The 26,893-nt window shown below is 38.6% G+C and carries 28 protein-coding genes and 1 pseudogene; 19 read left to right on the top strand and 10 right to left on the bottom strand.

Annotated features, from left to right (window positions below):
• The first annotated feature begins 109 nt into the window (after positions 1–109).
• Both obgE and ANA7108_RS0118380 read left to right on the top strand, forming a co-directional pair.
• Positions 110–1,138, top strand: coding sequence for a GTPase ObgE (gene obgE / locus ANA7108_RS0118385; protein WP_016952278.1), 1,029 nt, complete (start codon positions 110–112; stop codon positions 1,136–1,138).
• Between the two features lie 430 nt (positions 1,139–1,568).
• The gene (locus ANA7108_RS0118380; RefSeq protein ID WP_016952277.1) at positions 1,569–3,746 is read left to right on the top strand and encodes a bifunctional diguanylate cyclase/phosphodiesterase; all 2,178 of its coding nucleotides are present in this window, start codon (positions 1,569–1,571) and stop codon (positions 3,744–3,746) included.
• A gap of 30 nt (positions 3,747–3,776) precedes the next feature.
• On the opposite strand, the gene ANA7108_RS0118375 is transcribed toward ANA7108_RS0118380, so the two are convergent.
• A complete protein-coding gene (locus tag ANA7108_RS0118375; protein ID WP_016952276.1) occupies positions 3,777–4,202 on the bottom strand; it encodes a hypothetical protein in 426 nt (141 codons plus the stop codon).
• 30 nt (positions 4,203–4,232) lie between these two features.
• Positions 4,233–4,799 carry a bifunctional adenosylcobinamide kinase/adenosylcobinamide-phosphate guanylyltransferase gene (cobU, locus tag ANA7108_RS0118370; RefSeq protein WP_016952275.1) on the bottom strand — a complete coding sequence of 189 codons (567 nt, stop codon included), beginning with the start codon at positions 4,797–4,799 and terminating at the stop codon, positions 4,233–4,235.
• 133 nt (positions 4,800–4,932) lie between these two features.
• Between cobU and ANA7108_RS0118365 the strand changes: the two genes are divergently transcribed.
• The 6 genes from ANA7108_RS0118365 (at position 4,933) to ANA7108_RS0118340 (ending at position 9,442) form a co-directional block, all read left to right on the top strand.
• Complete coding sequence (locus ANA7108_RS0118365) at positions 4,933–5,739, top strand: hypothetical protein (protein ID WP_016952274.1); 807 nt, start codon at positions 4,933–4,935, stop codon at positions 5,737–5,739.
• Positions 5,740–5,914: 175 nt separating this feature from the next.
• Positions 5,915–6,847, top strand: a complete 933-nt coding sequence (locus ANA7108_RS0118360; RefSeq protein WP_016952273.1) for a glycosyltransferase family 2 protein — start codon at positions 5,915–5,917, stop codon at positions 6,845–6,847.
• 18 nt (positions 6,848–6,865) lie between these two features.
• Entirely contained in the window at positions 6,866–7,828 is a 963-nt protein-coding gene (locus tag ANA7108_RS0118355) for a glycosyltransferase family 2 protein (RefSeq protein WP_016952272.1), read from the top strand.
• On the top strand, positions 7,821–8,396 hold the full coding sequence (gene hpsU / locus ANA7108_RS0118350) for a hormogonium polysaccharide biosynthesis acetyltransferase HpsU (RefSeq protein WP_016952271.1): 576 nt from the start codon (positions 7,821–7,823) through the stop codon (positions 8,394–8,396). The genes ANA7108_RS0118355 and hpsU overlap by 8 nt, the downstream gene beginning before the upstream one ends.
• 246 nt (positions 8,397–8,642) lie before the next feature.
• Complete coding sequence (locus ANA7108_RS0118345; protein WP_016952270.1) at positions 8,643–8,939, top strand: hypothetical protein; 297 nt, start codon at positions 8,643–8,645, stop codon at positions 8,937–8,939.
• Entirely contained in the window at positions 8,936–9,442 is a 507-nt protein-coding gene (locus tag ANA7108_RS0118340) for a PIN domain-containing protein (RefSeq protein ID WP_016952269.1), read from the top strand. The genes ANA7108_RS0118345 and ANA7108_RS0118340 overlap by 4 nt, the downstream gene beginning before the upstream one ends.
• Before the next feature lie 119 nt (positions 9,443–9,561).
• On the opposite strand, the pseudogene ANA7108_RS27645 reads toward ANA7108_RS0118340, so the two are convergent.
• Together ANA7108_RS27645 and ANA7108_RS0118330 are read right to left on the bottom strand one after the other, a co-directional pair.
• Positions 9,562–9,996: pseudogene (locus tag ANA7108_RS27645) on the bottom strand (ATP-binding cassette domain-containing protein); the annotation flags it as partial.
• A gap of 58 nt (positions 9,997–10,054) precedes the next feature.
• The gene (locus tag ANA7108_RS0118330) at positions 10,055–11,704 is read right to left on the bottom strand and encodes a Ppx/GppA phosphatase family protein (RefSeq protein ID WP_016952267.1); all 1,650 of its coding nucleotides are present in this window, start codon (positions 11,702–11,704) and stop codon (positions 10,055–10,057) included.
• A gap of 343 nt (positions 11,705–12,047) precedes the next feature.
• Between ANA7108_RS0118330 and ANA7108_RS0118325 the strand changes: the two genes are divergently transcribed.
• The 3 genes from ANA7108_RS0118325 to ANA7108_RS0118315 all read left to right on the top strand — a co-directional run bounded on the left by ANA7108_RS0118325 (position 12,048) and on the right by ANA7108_RS0118315 (position 14,360).
• On the top strand, positions 12,048–12,929 hold the full coding sequence (locus ANA7108_RS0118325) for a 4-hydroxybenzoate solanesyltransferase (protein WP_016952266.1): 882 nt from the start codon (positions 12,048–12,050) through the stop codon (positions 12,927–12,929).
• A gap of 394 nt (positions 12,930–13,323) precedes the next feature.
• Positions 13,324–13,902 carry a hypothetical protein gene (locus ANA7108_RS0118320; protein WP_016952265.1) on the top strand — a complete coding sequence of 193 codons (579 nt, stop codon included), beginning with the start codon at positions 13,324–13,326 and terminating at the stop codon, positions 13,900–13,902.
• A gap of 26 nt (positions 13,903–13,928) precedes the next feature.
• Positions 13,929–14,360, top strand: a complete 432-nt coding sequence (locus ANA7108_RS0118315; protein WP_016952264.1) for a VOC family protein — start codon at positions 13,929–13,931, stop codon at positions 14,358–14,360.
• Here ANA7108_RS0118315 and ANA7108_RS0118310 read toward each other — a convergent pair.
• A complete protein-coding gene (locus tag ANA7108_RS0118310; RefSeq protein WP_016952263.1) occupies positions 14,290–14,958 on the bottom strand; it encodes a triacylglycerol lipase in 669 nt (222 codons plus the stop codon). The genes ANA7108_RS0118315 and ANA7108_RS0118310 overlap by 71 nt on opposite strands.
• Positions 14,959–15,378: 420 nt before the next feature.
• On the opposite strand from ANA7108_RS0118310, the gene ANA7108_RS0118305 reads away from it, so the two are divergent.
• The gene (locus tag ANA7108_RS0118305; protein WP_016952262.1) at positions 15,379–15,759 is read left to right on the top strand and encodes a hypothetical protein; all 381 of its coding nucleotides are present in this window, start codon (positions 15,379–15,381) and stop codon (positions 15,757–15,759) included.
• A gap of 62 nt (positions 15,760–15,821) precedes the next feature.
• Here the strand turns inward: ANA7108_RS0118305 and ANA7108_RS0118300 are convergent, their stop codons facing one another.
• From ANA7108_RS0118300 to ANA7108_RS0118290, 3 genes are all read right to left on the bottom strand, one after another.
• Positions 15,822–16,901 carry a lipopolysaccharide assembly protein LapB gene (locus ANA7108_RS0118300; protein WP_016952261.1) on the bottom strand — a complete coding sequence of 360 codons (1,080 nt, stop codon included), beginning with the start codon at positions 16,899–16,901 and terminating at the stop codon, positions 15,822–15,824.
• A gap of 93 nt (positions 16,902–16,994) precedes the next feature.
• Positions 16,995–17,702, bottom strand: coding sequence for a 16S rRNA (uracil(1498)-N(3))-methyltransferase (locus ANA7108_RS0118295; RefSeq protein WP_016952260.1), 708 nt, complete (start codon positions 17,700–17,702; stop codon positions 16,995–16,997).
• A 75-nt stretch (positions 17,703–17,777) separates the two neighbouring features.
• Positions 17,778–18,479 carry a response regulator transcription factor gene (locus tag ANA7108_RS0118290; protein WP_016952259.1) on the bottom strand — a complete coding sequence of 234 codons (702 nt, stop codon included), beginning with the start codon at positions 18,477–18,479 and terminating at the stop codon, positions 17,778–17,780.
• A gap of 331 nt (positions 18,480–18,810) precedes the next feature.
• On the opposite strand from ANA7108_RS0118290, the gene ANA7108_RS0118285 reads away from it, so the two are divergent.
• The 5 genes from ANA7108_RS0118285 to ANA7108_RS0118265 all read left to right on the top strand — a co-directional run bounded on the left by ANA7108_RS0118285 (position 18,811) and on the right by ANA7108_RS0118265 (position 22,152).
• Complete coding sequence (locus ANA7108_RS0118285; protein WP_016952258.1) at positions 18,811–19,329, top strand: hypothetical protein; 519 nt, start codon at positions 18,811–18,813, stop codon at positions 19,327–19,329.
• A gap of 57 nt (positions 19,330–19,386) precedes the next feature.
• Positions 19,387–19,875, top strand: a complete 489-nt coding sequence (locus ANA7108_RS0118280) for a hypothetical protein (protein ID WP_016952257.1) — start codon at positions 19,387–19,389, stop codon at positions 19,873–19,875.
• Positions 19,876–19,954: 79 nt separating this feature from the next.
• On the top strand, positions 19,955–20,788 hold the full coding sequence (locus ANA7108_RS0118275; RefSeq protein ID WP_026104293.1) for a phycobilisome linker polypeptide: 834 nt from the start codon (positions 19,955–19,957) through the stop codon (positions 20,786–20,788).
• 90 nt (positions 20,789–20,878) lie between these two features.
• A complete protein-coding gene (locus ANA7108_RS0118270) occupies positions 20,879–21,661 on the top strand; it encodes a HEAT repeat domain-containing protein (RefSeq protein ID WP_016952255.1) in 783 nt (260 codons plus the stop codon).
• A 35-nt stretch (positions 21,662–21,696) separates the two neighbouring features.
• Positions 21,697–22,152 (top strand): HEAT repeat domain-containing protein, encoded by a 456-nt coding sequence (locus ANA7108_RS0118265; RefSeq protein ID WP_016952254.1) that lies wholly within the window; start codon positions 21,697–21,699, stop codon positions 22,150–22,152.
• Positions 22,153–22,218: 66 nt separating this feature from the next.
• On the opposite strand, the gene ANA7108_RS0118260 is transcribed toward ANA7108_RS0118265, so the two are convergent.
• Together ANA7108_RS0118260 and ANA7108_RS0118255 are read right to left on the bottom strand one after the other, a co-directional pair.
• Complete coding sequence (locus ANA7108_RS0118260; RefSeq protein ID WP_016952253.1) at positions 22,219–22,794, bottom strand: hypothetical protein; 576 nt, start codon at positions 22,792–22,794, stop codon at positions 22,219–22,221.
• The gene (locus tag ANA7108_RS0118255; RefSeq protein WP_016952252.1) at positions 22,787–23,245 is read right to left on the bottom strand and encodes a Panacea domain-containing protein; all 459 of its coding nucleotides are present in this window, start codon (positions 23,243–23,245) and stop codon (positions 22,787–22,789) included. Before ANA7108_RS0118255 ends, ANA7108_RS0118260 begins: the two co-directional genes overlap by 8 nt.
• 210 nt (positions 23,246–23,455) lie before the next feature.
• On the opposite strand from ANA7108_RS0118255, the gene ANA7108_RS0118250 reads away from it, so the two are divergent.
• Complete coding sequence (locus ANA7108_RS0118250) at positions 23,456–25,684, top strand: PAS domain S-box protein (protein WP_016952251.1); 2,229 nt, start codon at positions 23,456–23,458, stop codon at positions 25,682–25,684.
• A gap of 121 nt (positions 25,685–25,805) precedes the next feature.
• Positions 25,806–26,651 (top strand): carbonic anhydrase, encoded by an 846-nt coding sequence (locus ANA7108_RS0118245; RefSeq protein WP_144052403.1) that lies wholly within the window; start codon positions 25,806–25,808, stop codon positions 26,649–26,651.
• Positions 26,652–26,893 lie beyond the last annotated feature (242 nt).

The following is a 26,893-nucleotide window of genomic DNA, read 5'->3' as shown; positions in this document are numbered from 1 at the left end:
TCAGTGCTGAGTGCTGAGGATTGAGTTACAAGTAAAGAGTGAGGAATTTAAAGTTAATGAAAAACTTATAATTGATAACTCATCACTTAGAACTCAGAACTCTAAAAATATGCAATTTATTGACCAATCAGTAATTGAAGTAGAAGCAGGTAAAGGTGGCGATGGTATCGTTGCTTTCCGTCGTGAAAAATATGTCCCAGCCGGCGGACCTTCTGGTGGGAATGGAGGAAGAGGTGGTTCAATCATTTTTGTGGCTGATACAAACCTCCAAACCTTGCTAGATTTTCGCTACAAGCATTTGTTTAAGGCACAAAATGGGGAACGTGGTGGTCCCAATAATTGCACCGGCGCAGGTGGAAAAGATCTAATTGTCGAAGTTCCCTGTGGTACTGCTGTTTATGATGCTGATACCAGCGCTTTGTTATGCGATTTAACTGAACCTGGACAACGCTTTCGAGTCGTTGAAGGTGGTAAAGGTGGACTGGGAAATCAACATTTTTTGAGTAACCGCAACCGCGTTCCCGAATATGCACTTCCTGGACTGGAAGGAGAAAGGAAGATGCTACGTTTAGAGCTGAAATTGTTAGCAGAAGTGGGAATTATTGGTTTACCAAATGCTGGTAAATCAACTTTAATTTCTTCTTTATCAGCCGCACGTCCGAAAATAGCTGATTATCCGTTTACTACCTTAATTCCTAATTTGGGTGTAGTTAAAAAGCCTACTGGTGATGGTACAGTTTTTGCGGATATTCCGGGATTAATTGAAGGTGCTTCTCATGGTGCCGGTTTAGGTCATGATTTTTTACGTCACATTGAACGCACTAGGGTTTTATTACATTTAATTGATGCGACAAGTGAAGATGTCATAGCTGATTATCATACCATTCAAGAAGAACTTAAGGCCTATGGCAGAGGGTTAGCTAAACGTCCGCAAATTTTAGCTTTGAATAAAATTGATGCTGTTGATAGAGAAACTGTTGATTTAGATGCTTTAGCTACACAATTAAATCATCTTTCTTATGCGCGGGTTTTTATAATTTCCGCTGTGACTCGTACTGGTTTAGAGCCAATGATGCAGGAAATTTGGCGGATTTTAGATGAGATTAATGTGTTGGAAGCGGAGGAGGTTGCAGTTTAATTAATAGGTTGATTTTGTTGAGTAAAGTAACAAAAGTTCTGTTAACTGACTCCAAATGTAGGGACTGGTTTTATATTAATTTAGCTATCTAGTTTGAGAGTTCCAGTGTCTCTGGAACTTCTCGACGTTTAGCTCAGAGAATTATAACTAAAAACTACATAAATCCTGCTGCTATTTGCAAAGACTCTAATTAAAGACTCTAATTAGGGATTGGTAAGAAAGTCTTTTTGTGGAGGTAGGTGACAGGTGACAGTTTCAAGAGTTGGAATTGTCAAGCTCACTGAGTCGGTTTTCTCAAAAGATCCCAAGGAGATTGTAATATCAATTCATTAAATTAAATTAAAGCTACAAATGAATCTTGCAGTCCTGGTGTCCCCGTGTTCTCACGTTTTTCCATTTGTATCAACCTTAAAGTAAATCGGTATAAGGTATGAGTGAAGACTTGAATGTCCTGCTTGTTGAAGATTTAGAAACTGATGCTCTGTTAGTTCTCCATGAACTGCGTCGCGGTGGTTTCAATCCCATCTGGCAGCGTGTCCAAACAGCCCCAGAGCTATGTGCAGCCCTAGGTAGCTGTACTTGGGATGTAATAATTTCCGATTACCGATTGCCTGGATTTGATGCACCTACGGCTCTGGAAATAGCAAAGCAGAGTCAAAAAGATATTCCTTTCATTCTAGTTTCTGGAACAATCGGTGAAGTATCTGCTGTAGAACTGATGAAAGCCGGTGTTCATGATTATCTTATGAAGGATAACTTAAACCGATTGCCTGAGGCTGTACGTCGAGAACTTCGGGACGCTCAGGTACGGACAGAGCGCAAACAAGCACAAGAAAGACTGTATCAAACCCTCCAGGAATTATCCAGTTTCAAATATGCTTTAGATCAGTCAGCTATCGTTGCTATCACAGATGCTAACGGGGTAATTACTTACGCTAATGATCGATTCTGCCAAATATCTCAATATAACCGAGAGGAACTGGTAGGTCATACTCATCAGATAGTCAATTCTGGGTATCATTCTCAAGAATTTTTCGCTCAGATGTGGCAAACCATTAGTCATGGGCATATCTGGCGAGGTGAAATTCGGAACCGGTCAAAAGATGGCAGTTTCTACTGGGTTAATAGCACGATTGTACCTTTCTTGGATGCCTTGGGTAAACCTTTTCAATACTTGGCAATCCGCACAGATATTACCAATCTCCACGACGAGCTTCGTTTACGCAAACAGGCAGAAGAACAGCTTATTCACAACGCTTTTCACGATCCATTGACGGGTTTACCGAATCGGACGCTTTTGGAGGAGCGACTGGAACTCGCTATCAACAGAGCGAAACGGCTGGAAAGTTATCATTATGCTGTTTTGTTTCTAGATCTAGATCGGTTCAAAGTTATCAATGATAGTTTAGGGCATTTAGCTGGAGATCAACTACTTCAGAGTATTGCCCAGAAGTTAAAAACTCACCTGCGGGACATTGATTTAGTGGCTCGACTTGGTGGTGATGAATTTGTAATTTTGCTAGAAGATATTGAAAGTATTGAAGCTACAATTAAAATTACTAAACGCATTCTGATAGATTGTCAAACGTCGTTGATGATTAATGGCAATGAAATGTTTATTAGTACGAGCATCGGGATTGTTTTTGCAACAAAAGAATATCGTCAAGCTGCCGATTTACTCCGAGATGCTGATATTGCTATGTATCGAGCTAAAGCTCAAGGGCGAAATTCATATAAAATTTTTGATGCTCAAATGCATACCCAAGCTGTAAATCGACTAACTCTAGAAACTGATATTCGTAAAGCTCTAGAACGAGAAGAGTTTGTTGTTTACTACCAACCTATTGTTGATTTAATTGGCGGTCGGTTAGTTGGATTTGAGGCGTTGGTGCGCTGGCTTTCACCTACTCGCGGATTTGTCTGTCCAGGAGAATTTATTCCTATTGCTGAAGAAACTGGGCTAATTGTGCAGATAGATCGTTGGATGTTTTCTACGGTTTGTCAACAATTGGCTAAATGGAAAACAAATTTTGTTCACTTTCCGCTTTATGTCAGTATTAATCTCTCCGCTCAAGATATTCGCCAAACTAGTTTAGTTGAAGATATTGATCGGATACTGGCTCAAACAGGTTTAGAAGGCGAGTCTATAGTTTTAGAAATTACTGAAAGTATGTTAATTGAAGATATAAATAAGACAATTGATTTGTTAACTCAATTAAAGGATAGAAAAATTCAGATTAGCATTGATGACTTTGGGACTGGATATTCATCTCTTAATTATCTCCATCGTTTACCTGCTGATCATTTGAAGATTGATCGCTCCTTTGTGAGTCAGATGGAGGAAGGAAATCGTAATTATCAGGTTGTGAGTACTATTATTGCCTTGAGTAATCAACTGGGATTAGCTGTTGTGGCAGAAGGGATTGAAACACCACAACAACTTCAATGGTTGCAACAACTTGGATGCGAATTGGGTCAGGGTTATTTGTTTTCTCCACCTTTGGCTAGTCAAGAAATTGAGACGAACCTGCTTCACGAAGACTATGATAAACTTTATGAGTCTCATTTGTTGAATGCATTAGTTTCTAAGTTTAAATTTCTAATTTGAAATTAAATGTAGGGCTATGATTCTACCAATTCATGTTCCCGGAATTTTATCCATTAAGCGATCGCAAATTACTATCAGATGTTCTTGGCTATTAATCGGTCCGTGGGGTGCTGGTAGTTCGGTATTAGGCCAGTTGGGTAAACTATTACAGGGACAAAACAAAGCTGGCATTCCCACAGTCTTTATGGGTACTGGCATAGTACAACGACTGCAAGGGAGCATTTCCCAGGCTGGTGTGAGAAGTTCGGCGATGGTTTCGTGAGTGCCTTCTAAATAACAGTCACTAATTTCTAAGGACAGAATACTTTGCCAGCATGCTTCAAATTCTGGACTATAGCGATCACCTTTGAGTACTGGGCTAGGTAAGAAGCTATGATTACCATTACCTACGATCACTTTCTTGCCTAACTGAAACCAGTGTGCAATATACTGTTTAACTTCTTGTTCGTTTGCCATATCTTTAATTATAGTTTTAGTTCAGAAATTTTACTCTTTAATTCTGAATTCAGGCTTTGCTACTGGTAAGGGAGAACCTAGAAGACTGAGATTAAGAACATAGCCACCAGTAACCAAGTAAACTGACTCAGAAATCGCACCTAACTGACGAATTAAAGAACCCAAGCGATCGCGGAATGTTCTACCTATAGGATAAGCTGGTACTACACCCCAACCTGTTTCTTCCCCTACAAATACTAAATCAGCATCAACTAAACGGACTGTTTTTAGCAATTCTGCCAAGGTATTTTCCCAACTTGTGTCGTCTTGTTCCAGAAAATTAGCTACCCAAGTTCCTAAAGAATCAATTAAAAGACAGGTATGAGGCTGAACCTTAGCTAAGGTAGCAGCAAGTTCCACAGGCACATTTAGAGTTACCCAGTCTTGAGGACGGCGTTTTTGGTGTTTTTGAATACGTTGTTGCCACTCTTGATCTTGAGAATTTTCTCTAGCTGTTGCTATGTAAATTACAGATTTTCCTGACTCAATTGCTAAATTTTCTGCCCATTCACTTTTACCTGAGCGTGCAGGGCCTGTTACCAAAATAACTTTACTCATAAGATATCACAATCTTGGTCTTCCATAAAGTATTGTTCTACCTATAGAATAAAGAAAAGTTTCTCAATAATTTGCTCTTTTAACAAACTGATTCGGAAATCAATACCACCAAAACAAGCTTCAGGATCTCTTTATGAAAGCAGGCTTAAAACGGATTGAGGCAACTCTACATGATTTGGGGATTCGCGGCACTGACTTAGGTGCAGAAACAGGTGATTCAACAAAACGCCCCTTTTCCTTTAGGATTAGTGTGGGCGCTCACAAATCTACAGACATTACCGAATCTTCAGAGGATGAAGGAAGAAATACCGTTGACTTAGGCAGAGATTCTGTCAGTAAATCATCTGCAGATGCCAATTTCTTTTCCCAGGATAATTCTGTACAAACTTTTCCCGCGCACTCATCTGGAGATAAAACACCTAGCCTACCTAAGTTTAAAACACCGAGCTTTAGTAACCATCGCCACGGAGCTAATCCAGCATTTGCCATGAATCTCTTACAAGAAATTCAAGAGACTGTGGCTGATTGGCAAACTGAACTACAAGTAATTCTACAACAAATCCAGGATATTTACTTAGATGGACCAGTTATTAATGGCTGGTTAGAATCTAATCCTCAAGAACCAACACCAGGAGGAACGGCTACCCTACGTCATGCGGAAGTTGAGCGTCTGATGGATTATGTGGAAGAAATTTGTGAGCCAGGAGATAAGGTATCACCTCCATCATTGCGTACTGACTACCGCCTCTGTGGAGTTGATGCGGCTGGTAAAGTCTGGTCACGTTTATGTCCAGTAGAACAGGTTCCTACTGTCAGTATGGCTATAGCTCGATATCAAAAATTACGTCAACTGTTTGGGCGCAAACAACATTTAGAAACTCGGCTGAGTCATTTAGCAGAAACACTTGTGGCTTTACACAGTCATATTAAACAAGTGTAAAGTATTGATAAAGAGGTGACAATTTTTTCATGAAACTTGTTACCAAAAAATGATTTTTGGAAAAATTGGGTTGGTAAATAAGTACTTTATAGGGTAGATTAACAACCAGTAAGCAAAAGTTGAATTGGATATTTTTAACTAAATTCCAAATTTAAAAACCAGAGTCATCAATCCCATGCCGGACTTACAAATCTCTGCCATCATCTGTACTCACAATCGAGATACCTATTTAGGTGCAGCGATTGACAGTCTATTGGCGCAGGACTTTACTACTAACTTTGAAATTGTAGTAGTGGATAATGGATCTAGCGATCGCACTCGTGAAGTTGTCGAACAAAGAGCGGCTGATACCCGCCTCAAGTACATTTTTGAACCTACCCTGGGCTTATCAGTAGCTCGTAACACAGGTGCTAAGGCTACCAGCGCAGACATTATCGCTTATTTAGATGATGATGCAGTCGCTAGTCCCCAATGGTTGCAAGTTTTATCTTCTGCCTATGAAAATAATCCCAACATAGCGATCGCAGGTGGTAAAGTTACTCTCATCTGGCCTGCAAACATTGAACCGCCAAAGTGGATATCTCCCGGACTAGCTGCCAACTTGGGAGCCTACGATTTAGGAGACAGCATAGTCTACATTCAACAACCTGGTTCCACCCCTAGAGGCTTAAATTACTCCATTCGGCGCAGTTTTCTCGAAGATATCGGCGGTTTTGACCCTCAACTGGGACGAGTCGGCAAAAACCTCTTATCTAATGAAGAACTACAAATGACAGAATTTGCCCTTCAGGGTGGTTGGCAAGTCGCTTATCTTCCCCAAGCTTTAGTGGCTCACAATGTTGCCCCAGAAAGGCTAAAACCATCCTGGTTTTTAAACCGGGGTTGGTGGCAAGGTATTAGTGAATGCTATCGGGAACAACTCGCGGGTAAAGCTGGTATTGGCCAACTACAACGAGGCAGTGAAAAGTTTGTACGTGGCTTATATAAATCATTACAATATATTACTGATCCAGCCGAAAGATTTGATAAACTAGTCTATGCTTATGGTCAGATTGGTTACTTAAATGCAGCCATTCAAGGACTTCTTTTTACAGGTAACAAAAAATAAATTAAAGTAAAAATTATTATGTCATCTAAAATACCAGTTTCCGTACTCATTCCCGCAAAAAACGAAGAATCTAACTTACCAGCTTGTTTAACTAGTCTGGCAGTAGCTGATGAAGTTTTTTTAGTCGATTCCCAAAGTAGTGATAAAAGTATTGAAATTGCTGAAAGTTACGGGGCTAAAGTCGTACAATTTAAATTTAATGGCAGTTGGCCGAAAAAGAAAAATTGGTCATTAGAAAATTTACCTTTTCGGAATGAATGGGTGCTAATTGTTGATTGTGATGAGCGGATTACACCTGAATCTTGGGCAGAAATTGCCGAAGTAATTAAGAACGATGAATGTAATGGTTATTATATCAATCGTCGTGTATTCTTTTTAGGTAAATGGATTCGTCACGGAGGTAAATATCCTGATTGGAATCTCCGGTTATTTAAACATCAAAAAGGCCGCTACGAAAACCTGAATACCGAAGATATCCCCAACACAGGCGATAACGAAGTTCACGAACACGTAATTTTACAGGGACAAGTTGGGTATCTCAAACATGATATGCTCCACGAAGATTTCCGCAATCTTTATCACTGGTTAGAAAGACATAACCGCTATTCTAATTGGGAAGCCCGTGTGTATTTAAATTTGCTGACAGGTAAAGAGAATAGTGGCACCATTGGAGCAAATCTATTTGGTGATGCAGTACAACGTAAACGCTTCTTAAAAACAGTGTGGGTACGTTTGCCATTTAAACCATTATTAAGGTTTATTTTGTTCTATGTTGTACAGCTTGGCTTTTTAGATGGCAAAGCTGGATATATCTATGGACGGTTATTAAGTCAATATGAATATCAAATTGGAGTCAAACTTTATGAATTACGCAGTTGTGGTGGACAGCTAAATACTGCCAACACTTCCAAATCAACCGCCCCATCTTTGTCTCAGGAAATGGAAAAAACAGCCATTGAAGAGGTAATGGGTAATGGGTAATGACACACCCTTTGTTGATTTACGTAAATATGACCAATCCTGGTTTGATCGAGGTCGTCCGGGTTGGTATGTTTTATTGTGGTGGTTGGTGCAAGCGATCGCTTTTCCTCTCACTCCCCAACCGTTAAATGTACTGCGTCGCGCCCTGCTGAGACTATTCGGAGCCAAGATTGGACAAGGTGTATTAATTCGACCGACAGTCCGTTTCACCTATCCTTGGAAAGTTACCATTGGTGATTACAGTTGGATTGGTGATGATGTAGTTTTCTACAGCCTTGATCAAATTATCATTGGTGAACAGTGTGTAGTTTCCCAAAAAAGTTACCTGTGTACAGGTAGTCATGATATTCAAGATCCAGCTTTTGGTTTAAAGACCGCAAGTATTACCATAGGGAATGGTGCATGGGTAGCAGCAGATTGTTTTGTAGCCCCAGGAATAGAAATTGGTGATAATGCAGTGATTGGGGCGCGTAGTAGTGTTTTTACTAATATGCCAGCAAATCAAGTTTGTTGGGGCAGTCCTTGTCGTCCCCACCATCAGAGAATAATTCATAACGAGTTATTGTAATTCTCATTTAAAAAATATGAGAACTTACGCATTGATAAAGTTTATCAAATATGAGTTGTGGATTTTATTTCTTCTATGGTGCGTCAGACCCGATAACTTACGCACCATACTAATATGCTACAAAAAAGGATAAATTGCAGCTTCATAAAAAACGGTATTAACTATAGATATCAATAAACACAATTCATGAAATCAGCAATTATATTATAATAAGTTAGAACAATTAAACAATAAAATAATCAGACTATGATTGATGTAAGAACTGCCGTTAGTGCTGCTTCTCAATATATAGAATCCCTTAAAGATATCATGGGTTCTTCATTACCAGATTTAAGACTTGAGGAAGTTGAGTTATCAGAAGATAAATCTTTTTGGTTAATTACTTTGGGTTTTGATGCGCCTCTAAAACCCCAAAAAAATGCTGTTAATAGTTTAAATAATGCTCTTGGATTACCTATGCCAACTTCTCAAAGAGAATACAAACTCATCAAAGTAAACTCACAAACTGGAGAAGTAGAGGCGATGAAAATTAGAAAAATATGAAAGATTTAATTAAAAAACTGATTAGTCGTTATCACCAAAAAGGAATTTTAATTGATACAAACATCCTACTTCTTTTTTTAGTTGGAAGTGTCAATAAAGAAAGGATAACTAAATTTAATCGAACTCAACAATTTATCCCGGAAGATTATGAGCTTTTGCTAGAATTTATGGGAAAATTTCAGAAGCTTGTCACAACTCCAAATATTCTCACAGAAGTCAATAGCCTTGCGAATCAACTTGGTGAACCTGAACGTTCACAATGTTTTGCCATATTTGCGCGATTTGTTCAAAATGTAGATATTTTAAATGAACACTACATCAAAAGCCAAGAAGCTGTAAGTGCTGATAAATTTATCAAATTTGGACTGACTGACAGTGGCATATTCACTCTAGCTCAAAGCAAGTATCTCGTGCTAACTGATGATTTGAAATTAGCGAACTATCTTCAAAATGTGGAAGTTGACGTAATTAATTTTAACAATATTCGTGTTTTAAACTGGTAAATTTATTTGTTCATGCACAGGAATAAATAAATTGTAATGACTATATTATATCACATTTTTATGTTTATGAAATATTATTGCCGGGGATATGGGTAGGGATTTAGCATTGTCCTTTACCCCTACATTACCAAATATCCATCTTCCATTTTCACAATTCTATCTGCAATATCTAAAATCCGATTATCATGAGTAACTAACAAAATTGTACAACCTTGTTCTTTTGCTAATTGCTGCATTAAATTCACCACATCTCTACCAGACTTACTATCTAAAGCTGCTGTCGGTTCATCTGCTAATACTAATTTGGGATGATGTACCAAAGCACGCGCAATAGCTACCCGCTGTTTTTGTCCTCCTGAAAGATTATCAGGATAATAATTCAATCTTTCTCCTAAACCCACAGTTGTTAACATTGCTGCGGCTTTTGCTTGTGCTTCTTTAAACGAAATATTATGATCATTCCCAAAAGGCATTTGGACATTTTGTTGAGCGTCGAGAAACCCTAACAAATTATGTGCTTGAAAGATATAACCGATATTTCGTCGCACCTGTATCTAGGCATTATTATCTTGTTAAAAAAGTGCGTTAACTTATGCTAACGCACAATAAAAACTAAGAGAATTTAGAGCCAACAGTATTAACTAAATTTGCTACTATTTTCACTCCAAATTCCTCTTCAAAGACTCCTTTTTTATAATCTAAACTCCACAGTTCCAAGGCACAATCATCACCTAAGCTGGAAGTAAAAATTGACATCTTAAATTCATGAAGATGAGGAATATATTCACACTGCACACGAGCAATAGCACCAATTTGTCTTCTATCTAAAGCAACGGCTAATCTGAGAATTGCACTTAATTGACTCACCATTTGCCGATGTTCTTTATGCAATAAATTGCGGTAATTTTCGTGCTTCTTCTTGGGTGCTGATTTACGGTGATAACGGGCTAAATTAGCAATGATTTCAATCTCAGTTTCGTTATAACCAAGTAATTCGCCATTTCTAATTAAATAGTATGAATGCTTATGGTGTGAAGAATGACTAATGTAGTGACCGCAATTGTGTAAAATAGCAGCAGCCCAAAGTAATTGCCGTTCGTCTTTACCCCAACTATGTAGTTTGGTTTGAGTTTGATCAAATAAACTTAGGGCAAATGCAGCAACACGGTCGCTATGTTCTAAGTTAATCTGGTATTTCTTGGCAGTTTTCTGGACATGACGCTGACGAATTGAACTTTGGTAGCGCAGTTTATCTTCAATTAAACCATGTGTCAGCATCCAGTTGACAATCACCCCTTCCCGCAGAGAACGTTCACAAAGTGTGACTGAATCCACACCCAACAAACTCATAGCTTCATGTAAAATTACTGCCCCAGCTAGTATCACTTCTGACCGCTTATCTGGCATTCCTGGAATCGTTGTCCGTTCTACATTGTTCATGCGCCGTAAGCGGTTTACCCAGCTTCGCAAGTCTTGGAGACTAAATTGATAACCACTGAGAGTAGATGGAACAACACCCAATTTTTCCCTAGCATGAATAGTAGCTAAGGTTTCAATTGTGCCAGATGTTCCCACCAACTTAGGAGATTCACCTGGCTTAAGTTTTCCTAGTACCTCTTCTACCGAACGTTCTAACATTCCCCGCGCATAAGCTTGCAGATATTGAAACTCAATATCGTTGATGGGGTCAGAGGTAATTAATTCTCCAGTCAGTCGCACTGCACCCACTTTGGTACTGGTGAGACTGCGAGGTTCTTGAGAGTCACCCAAAATTAATTCTGTGGAACCACCACCAATGTCAACGATGATGTGCGGTTGGTTGTTAAATTCCATTCCCGACAACACACCCAAGTAGATGCGTCGCGCTTCTTCTTGACCAGAAATCAAGTCAACGCTTAAACCTACTTCTGTTTCTACCTTCTGCAAAAAATCTTGACCATTGGGGGCTTCGCGGACGGCGCTAGTGGCTACAGCGATAATACTTTCTACTTCTAGGCTTTTAGCAAGTTCTTGAAAACGACCCAAAGTGGCGATCGCTTTTTTAATCACTTCTGGTTTCAATTCTCCAGTTTCCAAATTGCGATCGCCTAATCTCACCGTTTCCTTTTCTTTGGCAATCATCGTAAAAGCTGGTAGCATCGGTTCAATCCGCACTATTACCATGTGTAAGGAATTAGTACCGATATCAATGGCCGCAACAATCCGGTTTTGCTTAACTGGTGGAGTTAGCATACTTCCCCAATTAGCTGGAACATTCAGCATTTAAGTTTCTCTCTGTTCAAAATAAATGGTCAATCAATTTTAGATTTTAGATAGACGATTTTAGATTGGTTTCGCCCACAAGGGGCGCGGCATAAACCGAAAAACCTCAATCCCAAATCCAAAATTCAAAATCTAAAATTACTAGTCAATGCTGGTGTGTCAATTCAAGCCGCACTCAATACTTACTACGTGTAATTTATATACTTGTCAGGTAAATTGTCTAGTAACATTACTCACAATTCAAGTAGTGAATTTGTATGCCAGACCGCAACTGGATTTGATGTGTTGACAATTATCAAATAACGATATTCTAGGAACGTGAAGATATGTGAATTAATCAAATATGCTAGATACACCAGAGAGCAACCAAGAACCATTATTACTCATAATCATCCGGCTACTCCGGTGGCATAAACCAGAAGGCAGGTTAATTTTGATGATTCCTGCATTATGGGCTGTGTTTTTGGCAGCTGCTGGTAAACCACCCTTACCTCTAGTGGGTGTAATTATATTAGGTACTCTTGCCACCAGTGCGGCAGGATGTGTAGTTAATGATTTATGGGATCGGGATATAGACCCCCAAGTAGAGAGAACACGCGATCGCCCTCTTGCCTCTCGCGCCCTTTCCGTTAAAGTTGGGATAGTTGTGGGGATAATTGCCCTAGCCTGTGCAGCAGTTCTCGCTTTTTATCTTAACCCCTTGAGCTTCTGGTTGTCGGTGGCAGCAGTACCTGTAATTTTACTTTATCCAGGAGCAAAGCGAGTGTTTCCTGTACCGCAACTGGTACTTTCCATCGCTTGGGGTTTTGCGGTTTTAATTAGCTGGAGTGCAGTCACAGCCAACATTTCTACACCAACTTGGCTACTTTGGGGCGCTACTTTACTTTGGACTTTGGGATTTGATACAGTTTACGCCATGAGCGATCAAGAAGATGATCAACGTATCGGTGTCAATTCTAGCGCCCTATTTTTTGGTAAATACGCCCCCACCGCTATTGGAATTTTCTTTGCTGGTACTATCATTCTCCTGGCTGGAGTTGGTGTCTTAGTTCATCTTCACACCGCTTTCTGGATTACCTTAGCTATTGCGGCTTTAGGTTGGTTTTGGCAATCTCTGCGGTTGAAACAGCCAGAACTACCTAACCCTGTTTATGGTGAAATGTTTCGTCAAAATGTCTGGATTGGATTTTTGATTTTAGCAGGAATGATTAGTGGTTCCTTTTAACAAATGTTGGACGTTTAAATCCCTCTTCCAAAACTTAAGTAAACATCTTAGGGTGGGTTAGAGACAACGTAACCCTTAAGTAAATATTGTAGGGTGGGTTAGAGACAACGTAACCCACCAATTACCAATTTCAGTGTTTTATCGGCAAAGTAATTACAAACTCTGCCCCTTATAGCCATTCCCATGCTAGTGAGGTACAAAGTTTTTTCGTTTTAGGGAACAGGGAACTCTTAACAGGGAACAGTGAATAAATTGGTGTGTACTTCATTAGACTGGGAAACGCTATATACATCTACCGAATTAATTGAATATCTCTGAGGCTAGATTCAAAATTATCAGGACTACAGTTTGATTAGTAGGAATATTAATCTACAACCTAGATTTACCCAACTAAATGCAGCAATCTTTTCTTGCTACAATCGCTACAGTCAGTTTATTTTCTGCTGGTAGTTTGACTGTATTTGCTGGCAGTTTTCTCCTCACAAAAGCTTCTAGTAATACAGCAAAAACGCAAATAGTTACTGATACATCACGCTATCAAGAAATTCGCAATCACAAGTGGGCTGACCTAGACAAAATCAAACATTTTCCAGTAGAGATTCCTGTTGATGCTAAAATTGTGCATATGGCTTACTCTCCTGAATCTGTTCAAGGTAGTAGTTTTTTGCAAGTTCGTTTAAAAGAACCTTCTGAAAAGATTCAAAAATTGCTTTCACAATACAGTAAAAGTGCTGTACGCGAATATCGTGGAGGTGACACAAATGAGCATAGCAATAAACCTAATGGCCTACCAACAACTTTTTTTTATACAGGTGATTCTGCAACTGAAGCCTTTCCTCAGACTTATCAAATATTCGTATTAAAAGCACAAAATCAAGGTCAACCCGGCTTTAAATGGAATCATGGTAATAGTTATGGAGTCGCAATTGATAGTTCTGCATCAGAAATTGTCTACTGGGTAGAGAAGTGGTAAGCTGTATTATTTAACCCACATCCACTATGCAAAAAACTTTATTTCATCTCGCTTTTCCTGTCATCGATATCCCCCAAACTAAAGTATTTTATGTTGATGGTTTGGGTTGTATTCCCGGACGGCAAACCTCCCAGGCTTTGATTCTTAATCTTTATGGACATCAATTAGTAGCACACGTGACAAAAGAACCTCTAACACCTCAGAAAAATATTTATCCTCGACATTTTGGGATAATTTTTACTGATGAACAAGATTGGCAGGAATTACTAGAAAAGGCACAAATCAAACAGCTAATTTTTAGAGAAGAACCGAAAAGCCGCTTTATTGGTTCTCCTCTCGAACATCACACTTTCTTTTTAGAAGATCCTTTTTATAACTTAATGGAATTTAAGTATTATCGACATTCAGAGGCGATTTTTGAGAATTCTGAACATAACCTGATTGGGGATAGGGTGTAATTGGTTCTACCAATGCTGCTGATACTTTTTCTAAAGTCCGAGAATCTGTTAACATCCAAGGGTGAAATACAACTGGTAAAATAACTTCCTTACCTAATGGTATTTGCGAACTTTTAGCAGGTACAATCATCAAATCATAAGGTGTCCACATAGATGTAAAGTTCAACTGCTTTAACATCTCGACATCAGAATTTAAATCCTGAAGAAAAGAATTGTTAGGACGCATTTGCATACAACCAGGAAGCCAAGAACCATAAGCTACCACAGTTCCCTGATGAGGTGATGAAATAGTTATAAACCGCTTCACATTATTTATTCCCCCCAATCTTTGAACATAATAACGGCTAACAATTCCACCCATACTAAAACCTATCAAGTCTATTGCTTGTTCTGGTTCAAAGGTCGCAGTAACATAATCAGCTACTTGCTGTGCTAATTGATCCAAAACTACCGCACCATTATTAGGTAATAAATCCAGGGTATGTACAGACCAACCCCTTTGTCTGAGATAAAGCGCCATTTTATTGAAAACTGCACTAGTGTCATTCAGACCATGTACTAATAAAACAGGATGACGTTGTCGCTGTTCAGTATTCATAGATTTTCTGATATCTCAACTCTGTAGAAAATCTAACCGAGTATCATTTTCAGCCGCCACCAAGTTATGACAGTTTTTTTAGCTCACCAGTTATTGTAAATTTTTGTTAAGTGAAGTCTCAGAATCTTGCTCCTAGTGACAGTAAAATTTAATAATTAATTCGCGGTCTTCAGAGATTGTTAGTAGTTGTCATGAGCAGAAACCCCTAGTACACAACGGCGTAAATCAACCAACCATTAAAAATTCTGGAAAAGCTGATACAATCTGCTTTTTTAATTTTTAATTGTTAATTTTTAATTCCGAGAAAGCAGTACTAATGCTTATTACCAGAAACAACTAGCTCAACAAAATGTAACACTATGCTGTAATAATTAATAATTACGGTGATATTGCCAGATTTTAAAAACAGGAGAAATTGTCATGTTTGGGTTTATCAAAAATTTAATTGGTGGAATTTTGGGTTTAATCACTGGGCTGTTTCGCAAAAAAGATAACGGTTACTACTTAGAACTAAAAGATGAAGCAACTGAAACCAAACCAGCACCAGTTAAGCCAGTAGCAGCAACTGTAACAACCTCTGCACCAGCAGCAAAAGCTAAACCTGCTAAAGCAAAAATCTCCAAAGCAGAACCTGCTAAAGCAAAAACCCCTAAAGCAGAACCTGCTAAACCAGTAGTTCCCACGGAAACAACCTTTGCACCTAAGTATCTAGTTCCTTCAGCTTCTAATGTTCGTCGTCGTCCAGGCGCAAACATGAATGTCTTTCTAGATATGGCTAGTCAGGTGAAAACTCCTGGGTAATTGAGCATTAGTATAGCTATAGAAAAGTAGAGATGTTGTATACAATGTCTCTACCAAATTTATTATTTTTTCAATCCATTTTTTAGAAAAATAATTCCGCTGTATAACTGAAATGCTGAATCCCAATTACTCTTTTCTCTCTGAAATAAGTCAACGTGGGAGGGAATTTGATTCAGCACATCTGTTTGATCTAAAACTTTTTCCGCGAAAGACTTAAAATCTGACCAAGCCTTAACTTGTGGTGTTTGTTGTTCAACCCAATTTATTAAACCATTCCAATTAATTCTCATGGTGTTTTGACTGACTTGGGGAGTAATTTCTAAACCTTGCTGAAATTCATAACCTTGGTCATAAATTCTTAAAATGCTACGTCTTGCTGGTAAGTGTAAATCACAGAATTGGGCATAATCTTGAGTTTGGATTTTGCGTTCTAGTTGACGACGAGCATTAACATCTACAACTTGCTCAAAAATTGGCAATAATCCTATAACCCTAGCTGTCACTTCTGACCAATCAAAATTAAGGGAACCAATTTGGTTTGCTGTATTGTGACAAACGACAGTGGGTTTGGGTTGAGATTCCGAGAAATATTTAACTTGAAATACTTGAATTTGTTGAATTTGTGGGATTCTTAACCAGAAGCAAGGAATTCCAGCCTGTTGTAATAGTCTTCCATAAAATTCAAGTTCGCCTACTTTTCCGGTGCGGTAAATTCTCCAACTACGACTTGGTAGTATTAGTCTGGCTGTGTAGGAGTCTACCTGCATAATTTGGGCAAATTTCTGGGCGGCTGTAACTTTTAGTTCGTTACTAATTGGTTCTAAAACTAATATTCCCGGTTCGGTGCTAGTGGGTTTCTCTGTCGCTTGAGAAATAGCTCTTTGTCTTTCTTCTTGCTTAACTTCTTCTAACCGCTGTAAACCTTGCCGTGCTTGTGACAAAATTTTGTTATGGGTGGTTAGCCGTAGTAGTTGTCGATAAATTTTTTCCGCTCGCTGACGTTCTCCAGAAACTTCATGTAAGCGTCCTAGATAAAATTGTACCCAAGGATTTTCTGGTGATTCTTTGAGTAGATGTTTAATTAATTTAGCGGCTGTATTATAATCTTTGCGTTCAAAGGCGGCGATAACTTCTTCGAGCATGACTAACCTTTAATTCACTGGGAAGAATATTTCACTTCAAGACGTAAGGAGAAGCGATACGCTTTTACGTGAGATATACCTGAGATATATCATTTATACTTCACAAGTAGCAGCAATTAACGATATGGCGACAATTGGGGCGGTGACTGCTCGCAAAATCCGATTTCCTAGGGAAACAGGTTGAAATCCCGCTGTTACAGCTATCTCAATTTCTTTGTCTGTCCATCCTCCTTCAGGGCCTGTCGCAATTATAATTTCACCAGATAATATATTCATAATTTGGTTTAAATGTGGATAATCACCACGAGCTTCACAAATATAACGGTGATTTATTTTATATTCATTGATGGCATTGCTAAAAGCTACAGGCTCTAAAATCGTGGGAACAAAAGCCCGTTCTGATTGTTCAGCGGCTTCTGCGGCAATGCGTCGCCAGCGTTCTAGTTTTTGTGGACTGGGATTTAATAAGGTGCGATCGCTCAAAATCGGTAGAATACAAGTTACTCCTAACTCTGTACAACAGCGAATCACATCATCAAAGCCATTTCCTTTCGGTAAAGCCATCATTAAAGTGATAGATACAGGTAACTCTGTTTTCACCGCAAGTAATTCTAAAATCTCCCCTTGTTCTCCTGTTAACTGTGCTAACCACCATTTCCCGATTCCATCCATAGCAATAAATTTATCACCATCCCGCAACCGTAATACCCGCAATAAATAGTGCTGTTGTTGGGGTGTTAATAAAAGCTGGGTTTCTTGAAGTTGGGAAGGATTAACAGTGATGCGTTGGAGTTGAGACATGATGATTTTAGATTGGGGATTTTAAATTTGGGATTGGATCTAAAATCAAATTTTTGTTGATTAACCTTTCTTAAATTAACACTGATTGATAAATGGTTTTTCACTCCAAGATTTAAGACGATAGCCCATACCGTGCATGGTTTCAATAAAATCTTCAGGTGCGCCGACTGCTTTGAGTTTCTGTCGTACACTTCTGAGATGAACTTTTACAGTATGTTCATCAGGAGATGTTTCCGTTCTCCAAATATGTTCAATTATCAGGCTGCGACTCAGGACTCGTCTACCATTTCGCAGTAGCAATTCCATTAAACTGTATTCTTTGGGTGTGAAATGAACAGGATTACCATCGTAACTTACCTCATAAGTACTGGGGTTGAGTTGCAGATTTCCCCATTCTAGAATGGGAGGGGAAACTGTGTTCCCTCGGCGCAACAAAGCACGAATTCGAGCAAACAATTCGCCCAAGTCAACAGGTTTAATGATATAGTCATCTGCTCCGGCATCTAAGCCCGTGATTTTCTGGCTGATTGTATCACAGGCGGTGATCATCAACACAGGCATTTTATAGCCATGCGATCGCAATCGATGGCACAGAGTAATACCATCAATTTCCGGTAACATCAGATCCAACAGCAGCAGGTCATAGTTTAGAGCTTTGGTACAATCCCAACCTGCTTCTCCATCTGTGGCAATATCAACAACATAAAGCTGGTCTGTGAGTGCCTCTGCCAGCGTTTCAGCCAAACGAATATCGTCTTCAACTAAAAGAATCCTCATCGGAGTAGATGACTAGAGAGCAAATCTTAATCATAACTTTACAGGAAAAGGGCTGGGTTTATTGGTCAGTAAATTAGGACATTTTAGCCATAAAAGCCGCAAAAAGCGGAACTTTGAGGATGTGAGTCAGAAAATACTTCTTCTAAATCTGCAATACTTCTTAACAAATTCAATTGCGAATTGTAACGATTTTAGTTTTTATACTAATCTTTCCGATTTATTTACAATTTTCTTACCTATTTATTTACACCAGACCCCTTAATCTTCTAAATCAAGGCGGGTAAAGGAAATGTCTAGTTTCCAAAACCTAAAAATTTAGGAGAAATTGAAGATGCTTGATGCTTTTTCTAGAGTGGTTGAACAAAGCGATCGCCAAGGCGCATATTTGAGCGATGATCAAATTAACGCTCTCTCTGCTATGGTTGCAGACAGTAACAAACGGTTAGATGTAGTAAACCGTTTAACCAGCAACGCTTCCGCAATTACAGCCAATGCTTATCGGGCATTAGTAGCTGAACAACCTAACGTATTTGGTCCTGGCGGCGCTTGTTTCCACCACCGCAACCAAGCAGCTTGTATTCGTGACTTAGGCTTCATTTTACGTTATGTCACCTATTCCGTAGCTACTGGAGATGCCAGCACTATGGATGATCGTTGTTTGAACGGTTTGCGCGAAACCTATCAAGCATTAGGAACACCAGGTGCTACCGTTGCTTCCGGCATTGGTAAAATGAAAGATGCAGCGATCGCTATTGCTAATGACAGCAATGGTATTACCCGTGGTGATTGCAGCAACTTGATGTCTGAAGTAGCTAGTTACTTTGATCGTGCAGCAGCAGCAGTTGCTTAATTTTAAATTGAATTTTGATTTGATCATCAATAATACATTTTCAGGAGAATTTTAACCATGAAGACCCCTCTAACCGAGGCTATTGCTGCTGCTGATTCTCGTGGCGCATACTTAGGAAACACTGAAGTACAATCTCTTTTCGGTCGTTTTAGCCGCGCTCAAGCTGGATTAAATGCTGCTAAAGCCTTTAACCAAAACGGTCAAGCATGGGCAGAAGCTGCTGCTAACCACGTGTACAAAAAATTCCCCTACACCACCCAAATGCAGGGTTCTCAGTACGCTTCCACCCCCGAAGGTAAATCAAAATGCGTTCGTGACATCAGCCATTACCTCCGCACCATCAGCTATTGCTGTGTGGTTGGTGGCACAGGACCACTAGATGAGTATGTAGTTGCCGGTGTAAAAGAATTTAATGCTGCTTTGGGTTTATCTCCCAGTTGGTATGTAGCCGCATTGGAATTTGTCCGTGACAACAACGGCCTATCAGGTGATGTCGCTGGAGAAGCTAACATTTACCTCAACTATGCTATCAACGCATTGAGCTAAAAATTTACAAGTTAAACCAGTAAGGGGAAAGGGAAAAATACTTTCTTTTCCCCTTATTTGATCATAAGGAGTTAAAACCATGACCCTTTCAATGGAACAAAGGTTAGGCATCAGTGCGGTTTTAGACACAAAAATCGAACTACGCCTTAATTACAGCGAAGACGAATTACAACAGATATTTAAAGCCACTTACGAACACGTATTTGGACGTGAAAGAGTTTATATTGGCGGAACTTTTGCTAATGCAGAATCAATGCTTCGCAATGGACAAATTAGTGTACGCCAATTTGTGCAAACATTAGCAAAATCAGAATTTTACAAAGAGCGATTTTTTTATAACAACTCCCAAATTCGCTTCATTGAACTGAATTATAAGCACTTGTTAGGACGCGCTCCCTACGATCAGTCAGAAATTGCTTATCATACCGATATCTATGCTTCCCAAGGCTACGATGCAGAAATAGACTCTTACATCGACAGTGTAGAATACACCAGCGCCTTTGGTGATAATACAGTTCCCTACTTCCGTGGTTTTAAGTCAATTCCTGGCATGAAACAAGTAGGATTCAACCGCTTGTTTACACTATATCGGGGTAATGGTAACAGCGATAATGCTGGCTCAAAAACCCCCCGCTTAAGACAACAACTGGCAATGAATTTGCCTAATACTATTGTTCCTCCTACCACATATATTAGATCTGCATCTGCTATTGGTGGTGGACAATTAAATAGTTCCTCCGCTCGCGGAGACAACCGGATGTATGTGATGGAAGTCATCGCTGGTGGTGTTGGTACAAAAGTAGCAGTACGTCGTAGCCGTCAAGTTTACACCGTATCCTTTGATCAACTCTCCCAAAAATATCAGCAAATTCACAAACAAGGCGGCAAAATTATCAGCGTCAAGCCATTGTAAAAGTGCTGGATAGACAGGATGAACTAATCATCTTCAAATTCATCCTGTTCATCCTGTTCATCCTTTAATCCTGTAAATCCTGATTCTCAAATGGTTACTACTTCTCCTACTGAACCCATTCTCTCACCTGAAACTGCTATCGCATCCTTAGATAACGAGGATAATCAAATTAGATATTACGCTGCTTGGTGGTTAGGAAAACATCAAATTCAATCAGCCTGTGCAGCACTTTGTCATCAACTTCAAGATGTCCGTTATCGCACAGTCCAAGGTGGCTATCCCTTACGTCGTCAAGCTGCGCGTGCTTTAGGACAACTCAAAAATATTCAAGCAGTACCCGCATTACTAGATGCCCTAAACTGTGATGAAGATCAACAATTGCGCGAAGTTGTCATTGAGGCTTTAGGGAAAATTGGCGATTCCACTGCTGCTTTTCCCCTATTAAAACTTTTGCAATCTGGTAAATCCCAACCCTACGAAGCTTTAATTGAAGCCTTGGGAGAATTGCGGGTAATAGAAGCACGTCCTTTGGTTGAGCCATTTTTACAGCATTCCTCAGAACGAGTTCAATGTGCTGCGGCTCGTTATCTTTATCTCATCACCCAAAAACCGGAATATTTAGAACGCATTATTGAAAATCTTAACCATGAAAATCCCTATTTGCGCTGGGCTGCGGCTTTTGATTTAGGGGCAATTGGTCACATACAAGCGGCTGAAGCAATTGTGCAAGCAAAAGTTGGTAATAGTCTTAAGTTGTTAAACCTGAAACGTATTTTAGAAACAGTATTAGAAAGCGATAAATCAGAGTTTGAAAAACAACAAGCAACACAAAATCTATTTCAAATAATTGATCAACTTTTAATCCAACTTTAAATAATTAATAATTCTCATTACCAAACCTCACAGATATGATAAATGTACAAACAGACATAACATTAGATCAACTTGCATTCCTAAGTCTGGAATCTTTGATTGAGGCTTATCACATTTGCCCAAATCAGAATATACAGGCACGAATTATCAGCATTCTTGCCGAACTTGGTGATGATTTGGCTTTAGATTTGCTAGTGGATGTAGTAGGTGTAGAAGTTGCTAATCACTGCCAAGGAAATGTGCGTCGTGTGGCGGCTAGGGGCTTAGAACAGATGGTGATTTCCACTACTGACTCTGAAAAAAGACAAAAGGCAATTGATAAGCTTTCTTGGGCTTTATTAAATGCTGAAGATTGGGCGTTGCGTTATGCGGCGGCGGTTTCTTTGGGAGGAATTGCGACAAAGGAAATTAATACTATCCTTTACCAAGCTATGACGGAAGAATCAGACCAGGTAGTTAAAGAAAGGATTCGGATGATTTTGAATATGTAAATAGGGTAAAATTCATTAAGGTGTTCTACGAGATTTGCGATGTTTACAGCCAGCGAAGAGATCGCACTAATCACTCTCAATAGGACATATTTTGTGATGTTTCTCGTACCAAACTGCGAAAAAATGATGTTGCACTCTAACTCCCCAGATTCTTCTGCTTGTACCCGATCTTAATCTAAACAATTCTTCAAATTGTGAACTTGTTTCAATATCTTTCCAATGATCTTTCCAACGTTCTTGAGCTTCTTCGCAAATGGAATTTAAAGCTTGAGACTTATTTACTATCTTTCGATAGTTTGATGCACCGTTATATGTTTGAGTTTCAACCTCTTTCCATGAATTGTTATTCAAAGACTGAAGATGACTTTTTATGTTATCTAAGTATTCTTCTTTTTCCCCCTTCCTTGCTTCGCCCCAACTCCATACACCTTCCAAATCAGCTTTTGATACACACCATGAAAAATAATGGTTGTTATAATCATTAGCATTAACACTTCTTGGTATTTTTGTTAAGTCAGGTTTCCCTGTAACCCGAACTAACTTACTTGACACTTCAATATTTTGTGCCAATCTAACTTTTTTGTCTTTTTCTTTTGATTTTTTCTCATCTTGTCGCTTAATTCGCTCTTCTTTTTTACTCATCTGATTCTGGTTCATTCCAAATTCCAGAATGATATTCAAAAATTGCATCTCTAGTTATTTCATTATTACAGATTGCCATAGCTGGTAAATCACCTCTTGCATTTATCCAAGGATCTTCTTGGTGATTAATGTCACTAAGTTGCTGTGCTGTATAATCCCCATAAAAATCTAAGACCTTATCAATATTCTCTTTTTCGCTATCTGTCAGCGCATTGCTATTCCCTTCTGTAAAAGATTCCTTATTAACCTTAAACTTACCTTTATGAAGGTTATATAAATCTCGAACTACTGCTCCGTTAGCCCAAGCCTCAATTCTTTCTTCAAACAACTCAGACTCATCCCATACTAAATTCCATGCTTGACTATAATAGACAAGCTTTTGAAGTTTCATTGATGTAATTTCACCTTGTTTTTCAAGGATATAACGAGCAACATCAAATACTGTAGCCATATTAGTTCCTCAAACAAACTACTATTATCGTTGATAATAAAATTAAATTTCGACTTTATATAAGCTCTATACAAGTCATATTAAAGTTTACTACTTGGATAAGTCTATTATAACTGGAAATTATAATATCACTGTATAGTACAAAGTTACCATAAATAACTAGTATATGTCAAGCCCTTCTTACTCACACGATTTTCATAACACATCCTTATGCTCAATCTATTCGGTGTTGCAATTGGATTATTTATCATCACCCTGTTCACAACTTACTACCTTCTACAACGACAAATAACTCAACGACAACAAGCAGAAAATATCCTCCGACAGCAAACAGAAAGAGAACGTCTAGTTAGTCAAATAGCTCACCAAATTCGTAAATCTCTGAATTTAGATGAAGTTCTAGTCACCACAGTTGCAGAGGTAAAACAGTTTCTCCAAGCTGACAGAGTGCTGATTTATCGGCTTTGGGAAGACGGAACTGGTAGCGCGATTACCGAAACAGTATCACCTGATTATCCTTGTATTTTGGGAGAAACATTTCCGGCAGAAGTCTTTCCTAAAGAATATCATCAAGCCTACACTCAAGGAAAAACCCGTGCTATTACTGATATTAATCAAAGCGATGTAGATTCATGTTTAGCAGAATTTGTGAAACAGTTTGGTGTGAAAGCTAAATTGGTAGTACCAATATTGCAAGAAGTTCGGGAAGTTGTTCCCCATTCTCAACCTTATCTTTGGGGTTTGTTGATTGCTCACCAATGTAGTCATACCCGTGAATGGCAACCTTGGGAAGTTGAATTGATGGTACAATTAGCGAATCAAGTTGCGATCGCAATTCAACAGTCAGAACTCTACGAACAATTACAAGAACTGAATATAGAACTAGAAAACCGAGTCCAACGACGCACAGAAGAACTAGCTAAAACCAATAATTCTTTACGAGCAGAAATTGCTGAACGCAAACGGACTGAAGTTGCTTTAAATCACACTAATCAAACCCTTCAATCTCTGATTGCTGCTTCACCCCGTGCTATTTTTACCCTAGATTTAAACAACAATGTCAAAATCTGGAATCCAGCAGCCGAAAGGATGTTTGGTTGGACTGAAATAGAAATATTAGATCAGCCGAACCCTATCATGTCTGAAGATTTGGAAGAATATAAAAAAATTAAACAAAATGTTGCTGAAGGTATCACACCTCCTAGTTTAGAAGTAAGCAGATATAAAAAAGATGGTTCATTAATTGATATTGTATTTTCAGCCGCTCCTCTTCGCAATAGTATGGGAATAATTAGCGGTATAGTAGCAGTTGTCGCTGACATTACAGAAAGAAATCGCATTAGTAAAGCATTACGAAGAAGTGAAGAAAGATTTCGCTCACTAATCGAAAATGCCCTAGATGTTATTACTATTCTCGATACAGATGGAACTATTCAATATATTAGTCCATCGGTAGAAAAAGTCTTAGGTTATCAATCTGCTAATTTGATTCATCAAAACTTTTTTGCATCTATTCATCCTGATGATTTCGTAACAACTTGTTATCACATTACCAATGCCATTAAAAATCCTGATGTTCCCTTACCTGTAGAATTTCGCTATCGTCATGAAGATGGTTCTTGGCGAACTTTAGAAGCTATTAGTCAGAAATTTGTTGATGATTCTGAACTAACGTGCATTGTTGTTAATTCTCGTGATATTACCGAACGCAAACGATTAGAAGAAGTACGATTAGCATTGGAAAAAGAAAAAGAATTAAGCTCTATGAAAATTCGTTTTTTTTCAATGGCATCTCATGAATTTAGGACACCATTAAGTGTTACCTTAGCAGCTGCTCAGTTGCTAGAAAATTCTCCCCATGCTTGGCAAGATGACCAAAAAAGAACTCGCAATTTACACCGCATTCAAGATTCTGTAAAAAATATGGTGCAGCTTCTTGATGATATTTTAACCATCAATCGAGCCGAAACTGGCAACTTGGAATTTAACCCTAAATATCTAGATTTAGAACAATTTTCACGTCAATTTGTTGAAGAAATACGTCTGAGTGATGCCTCTCGACATAAACTTACTTTTATTTGTGAAGGCAACTGGGAAAAAGCATATTTAGATGAAAAATTATTGCGTTCAATTTTAGGAAATCTGTTATCAAATGCTATTAAATATTCTCCAGAAAATACTTCAGTTGATTTTTCTCTTATTTTTGAGAAACAAGAAGTAATAATTAAAATTTCTGATCAAGGAATTGGCATTCCTGTAACTGATCAAAATCAATTATTTGAACCGTTTCATCGAGGTAAAAATGTTCGTAATATTCCCGGTACAGGATTAGGTTTGGTGGTTGTTCAAAAATGCGTAGATTTACACGGAGGTAGTTTAAAAATTGTCAGTGATTCCGGTAATGGTACAACAGTCACTGTTATATTGCCTATGGTATAGTTGACCTCTCATATCTGTAGCCGCTGGAATTCTTGAATCTAAGATATATAGCCTTAGTCAGGCTTTTACGAGCAAGAAAGTCTCTACAAGGTAGGGCGAACGCATATTTAAAGAAAGGCCGATGTCTAAAATCTGTTTTTGGATGTTATACTTTTTGGAAAGTATAGATATTAGCATTATGAACATCAGTGTGAGCATCAAAAATCTTGTGTTTAGAAATTTTCTGTTTATAGTCACATCTTGTATAGGTATGGCTGTATTTTCCACACAAGTCTTAGCTGAGGACAAGACACCACATTGGAGTTATGGTGGTGCAGGTAATCCTACTCAATGGGGACAACTAAATAGTGAATTTTCTCTGTGTGAACTAGGAAGAGATCAATCTCCCATTAATATTAATGATGCTGTCAAGGGAAGTCCTGCAAATATTGAGTTTAACTATAAACCAACACCGTTATCAGTTGTTAATAATGGTAATACTATCCAAGTAAATTACCAACCAGGTAGCACTATTAAAATCAATGGTGAAGAATATGAACTGCTTCAGTTTCATTTTCACACACCAAGTGAACATACTATTAATGGTAAAGCTTCGGCGCTGGAAATGCACTTGGTACACCGCAATGCTAAAAAGCAATTAGCAGTTGTGGGAATAATGATGGAAAAAGGTGCAGCTAATCAATTAATTGAGCAGATTTGGCAACATATTCCCACGGTAGGAAAAACCAATATTGTCAAAAGTTCGATGATTAATGCTGCCAATTTATTACCTAATAATAAAACTTTTTTCAGCTACAGTGGCTCACTAACTACACCACCATGTAGTGAAAGTGTAAAATGGAATGTATTAACAAAACCAATTCAGGTTTCAGAAGAACAGATTGAAGCTTTCCAAAGTTTATATCAAGTGAATGCCCGGCCAGTACAACCTGTAAATGGTAGAAGAATTGAATTTCACGAACAATAAATACTCAATTCTTTAAAAAACTAATCAACCACATCCAGATTCAGACTATTCTCCAGATCCCCGACTTCTAACAATATTTTCTCATCAAACTATGAATTTCTTACAGAAGTCGGGGATCTAAACCTTTGACAAAAATCATAACTTCTATTATCCTTATGTTATGAGTGAGAAAGTGTGCGCCAATATATAACGTATTCTCAACTTTCCAAGTTCTCAAAACACAACTTACACAAAAACCTTTT

Source organism: Anabaena sp. PCC 7108 (assembly GCF_000332135.1).
Lineage (GTDB): Bacteria > Cyanobacteriota > Cyanobacteriia > Cyanobacteriales > Nostocaceae > Anabaena.
Note: the sequence above shows the minus strand (reverse complement) of the source record. Positions and strands in the feature narration are given on the sequence as shown.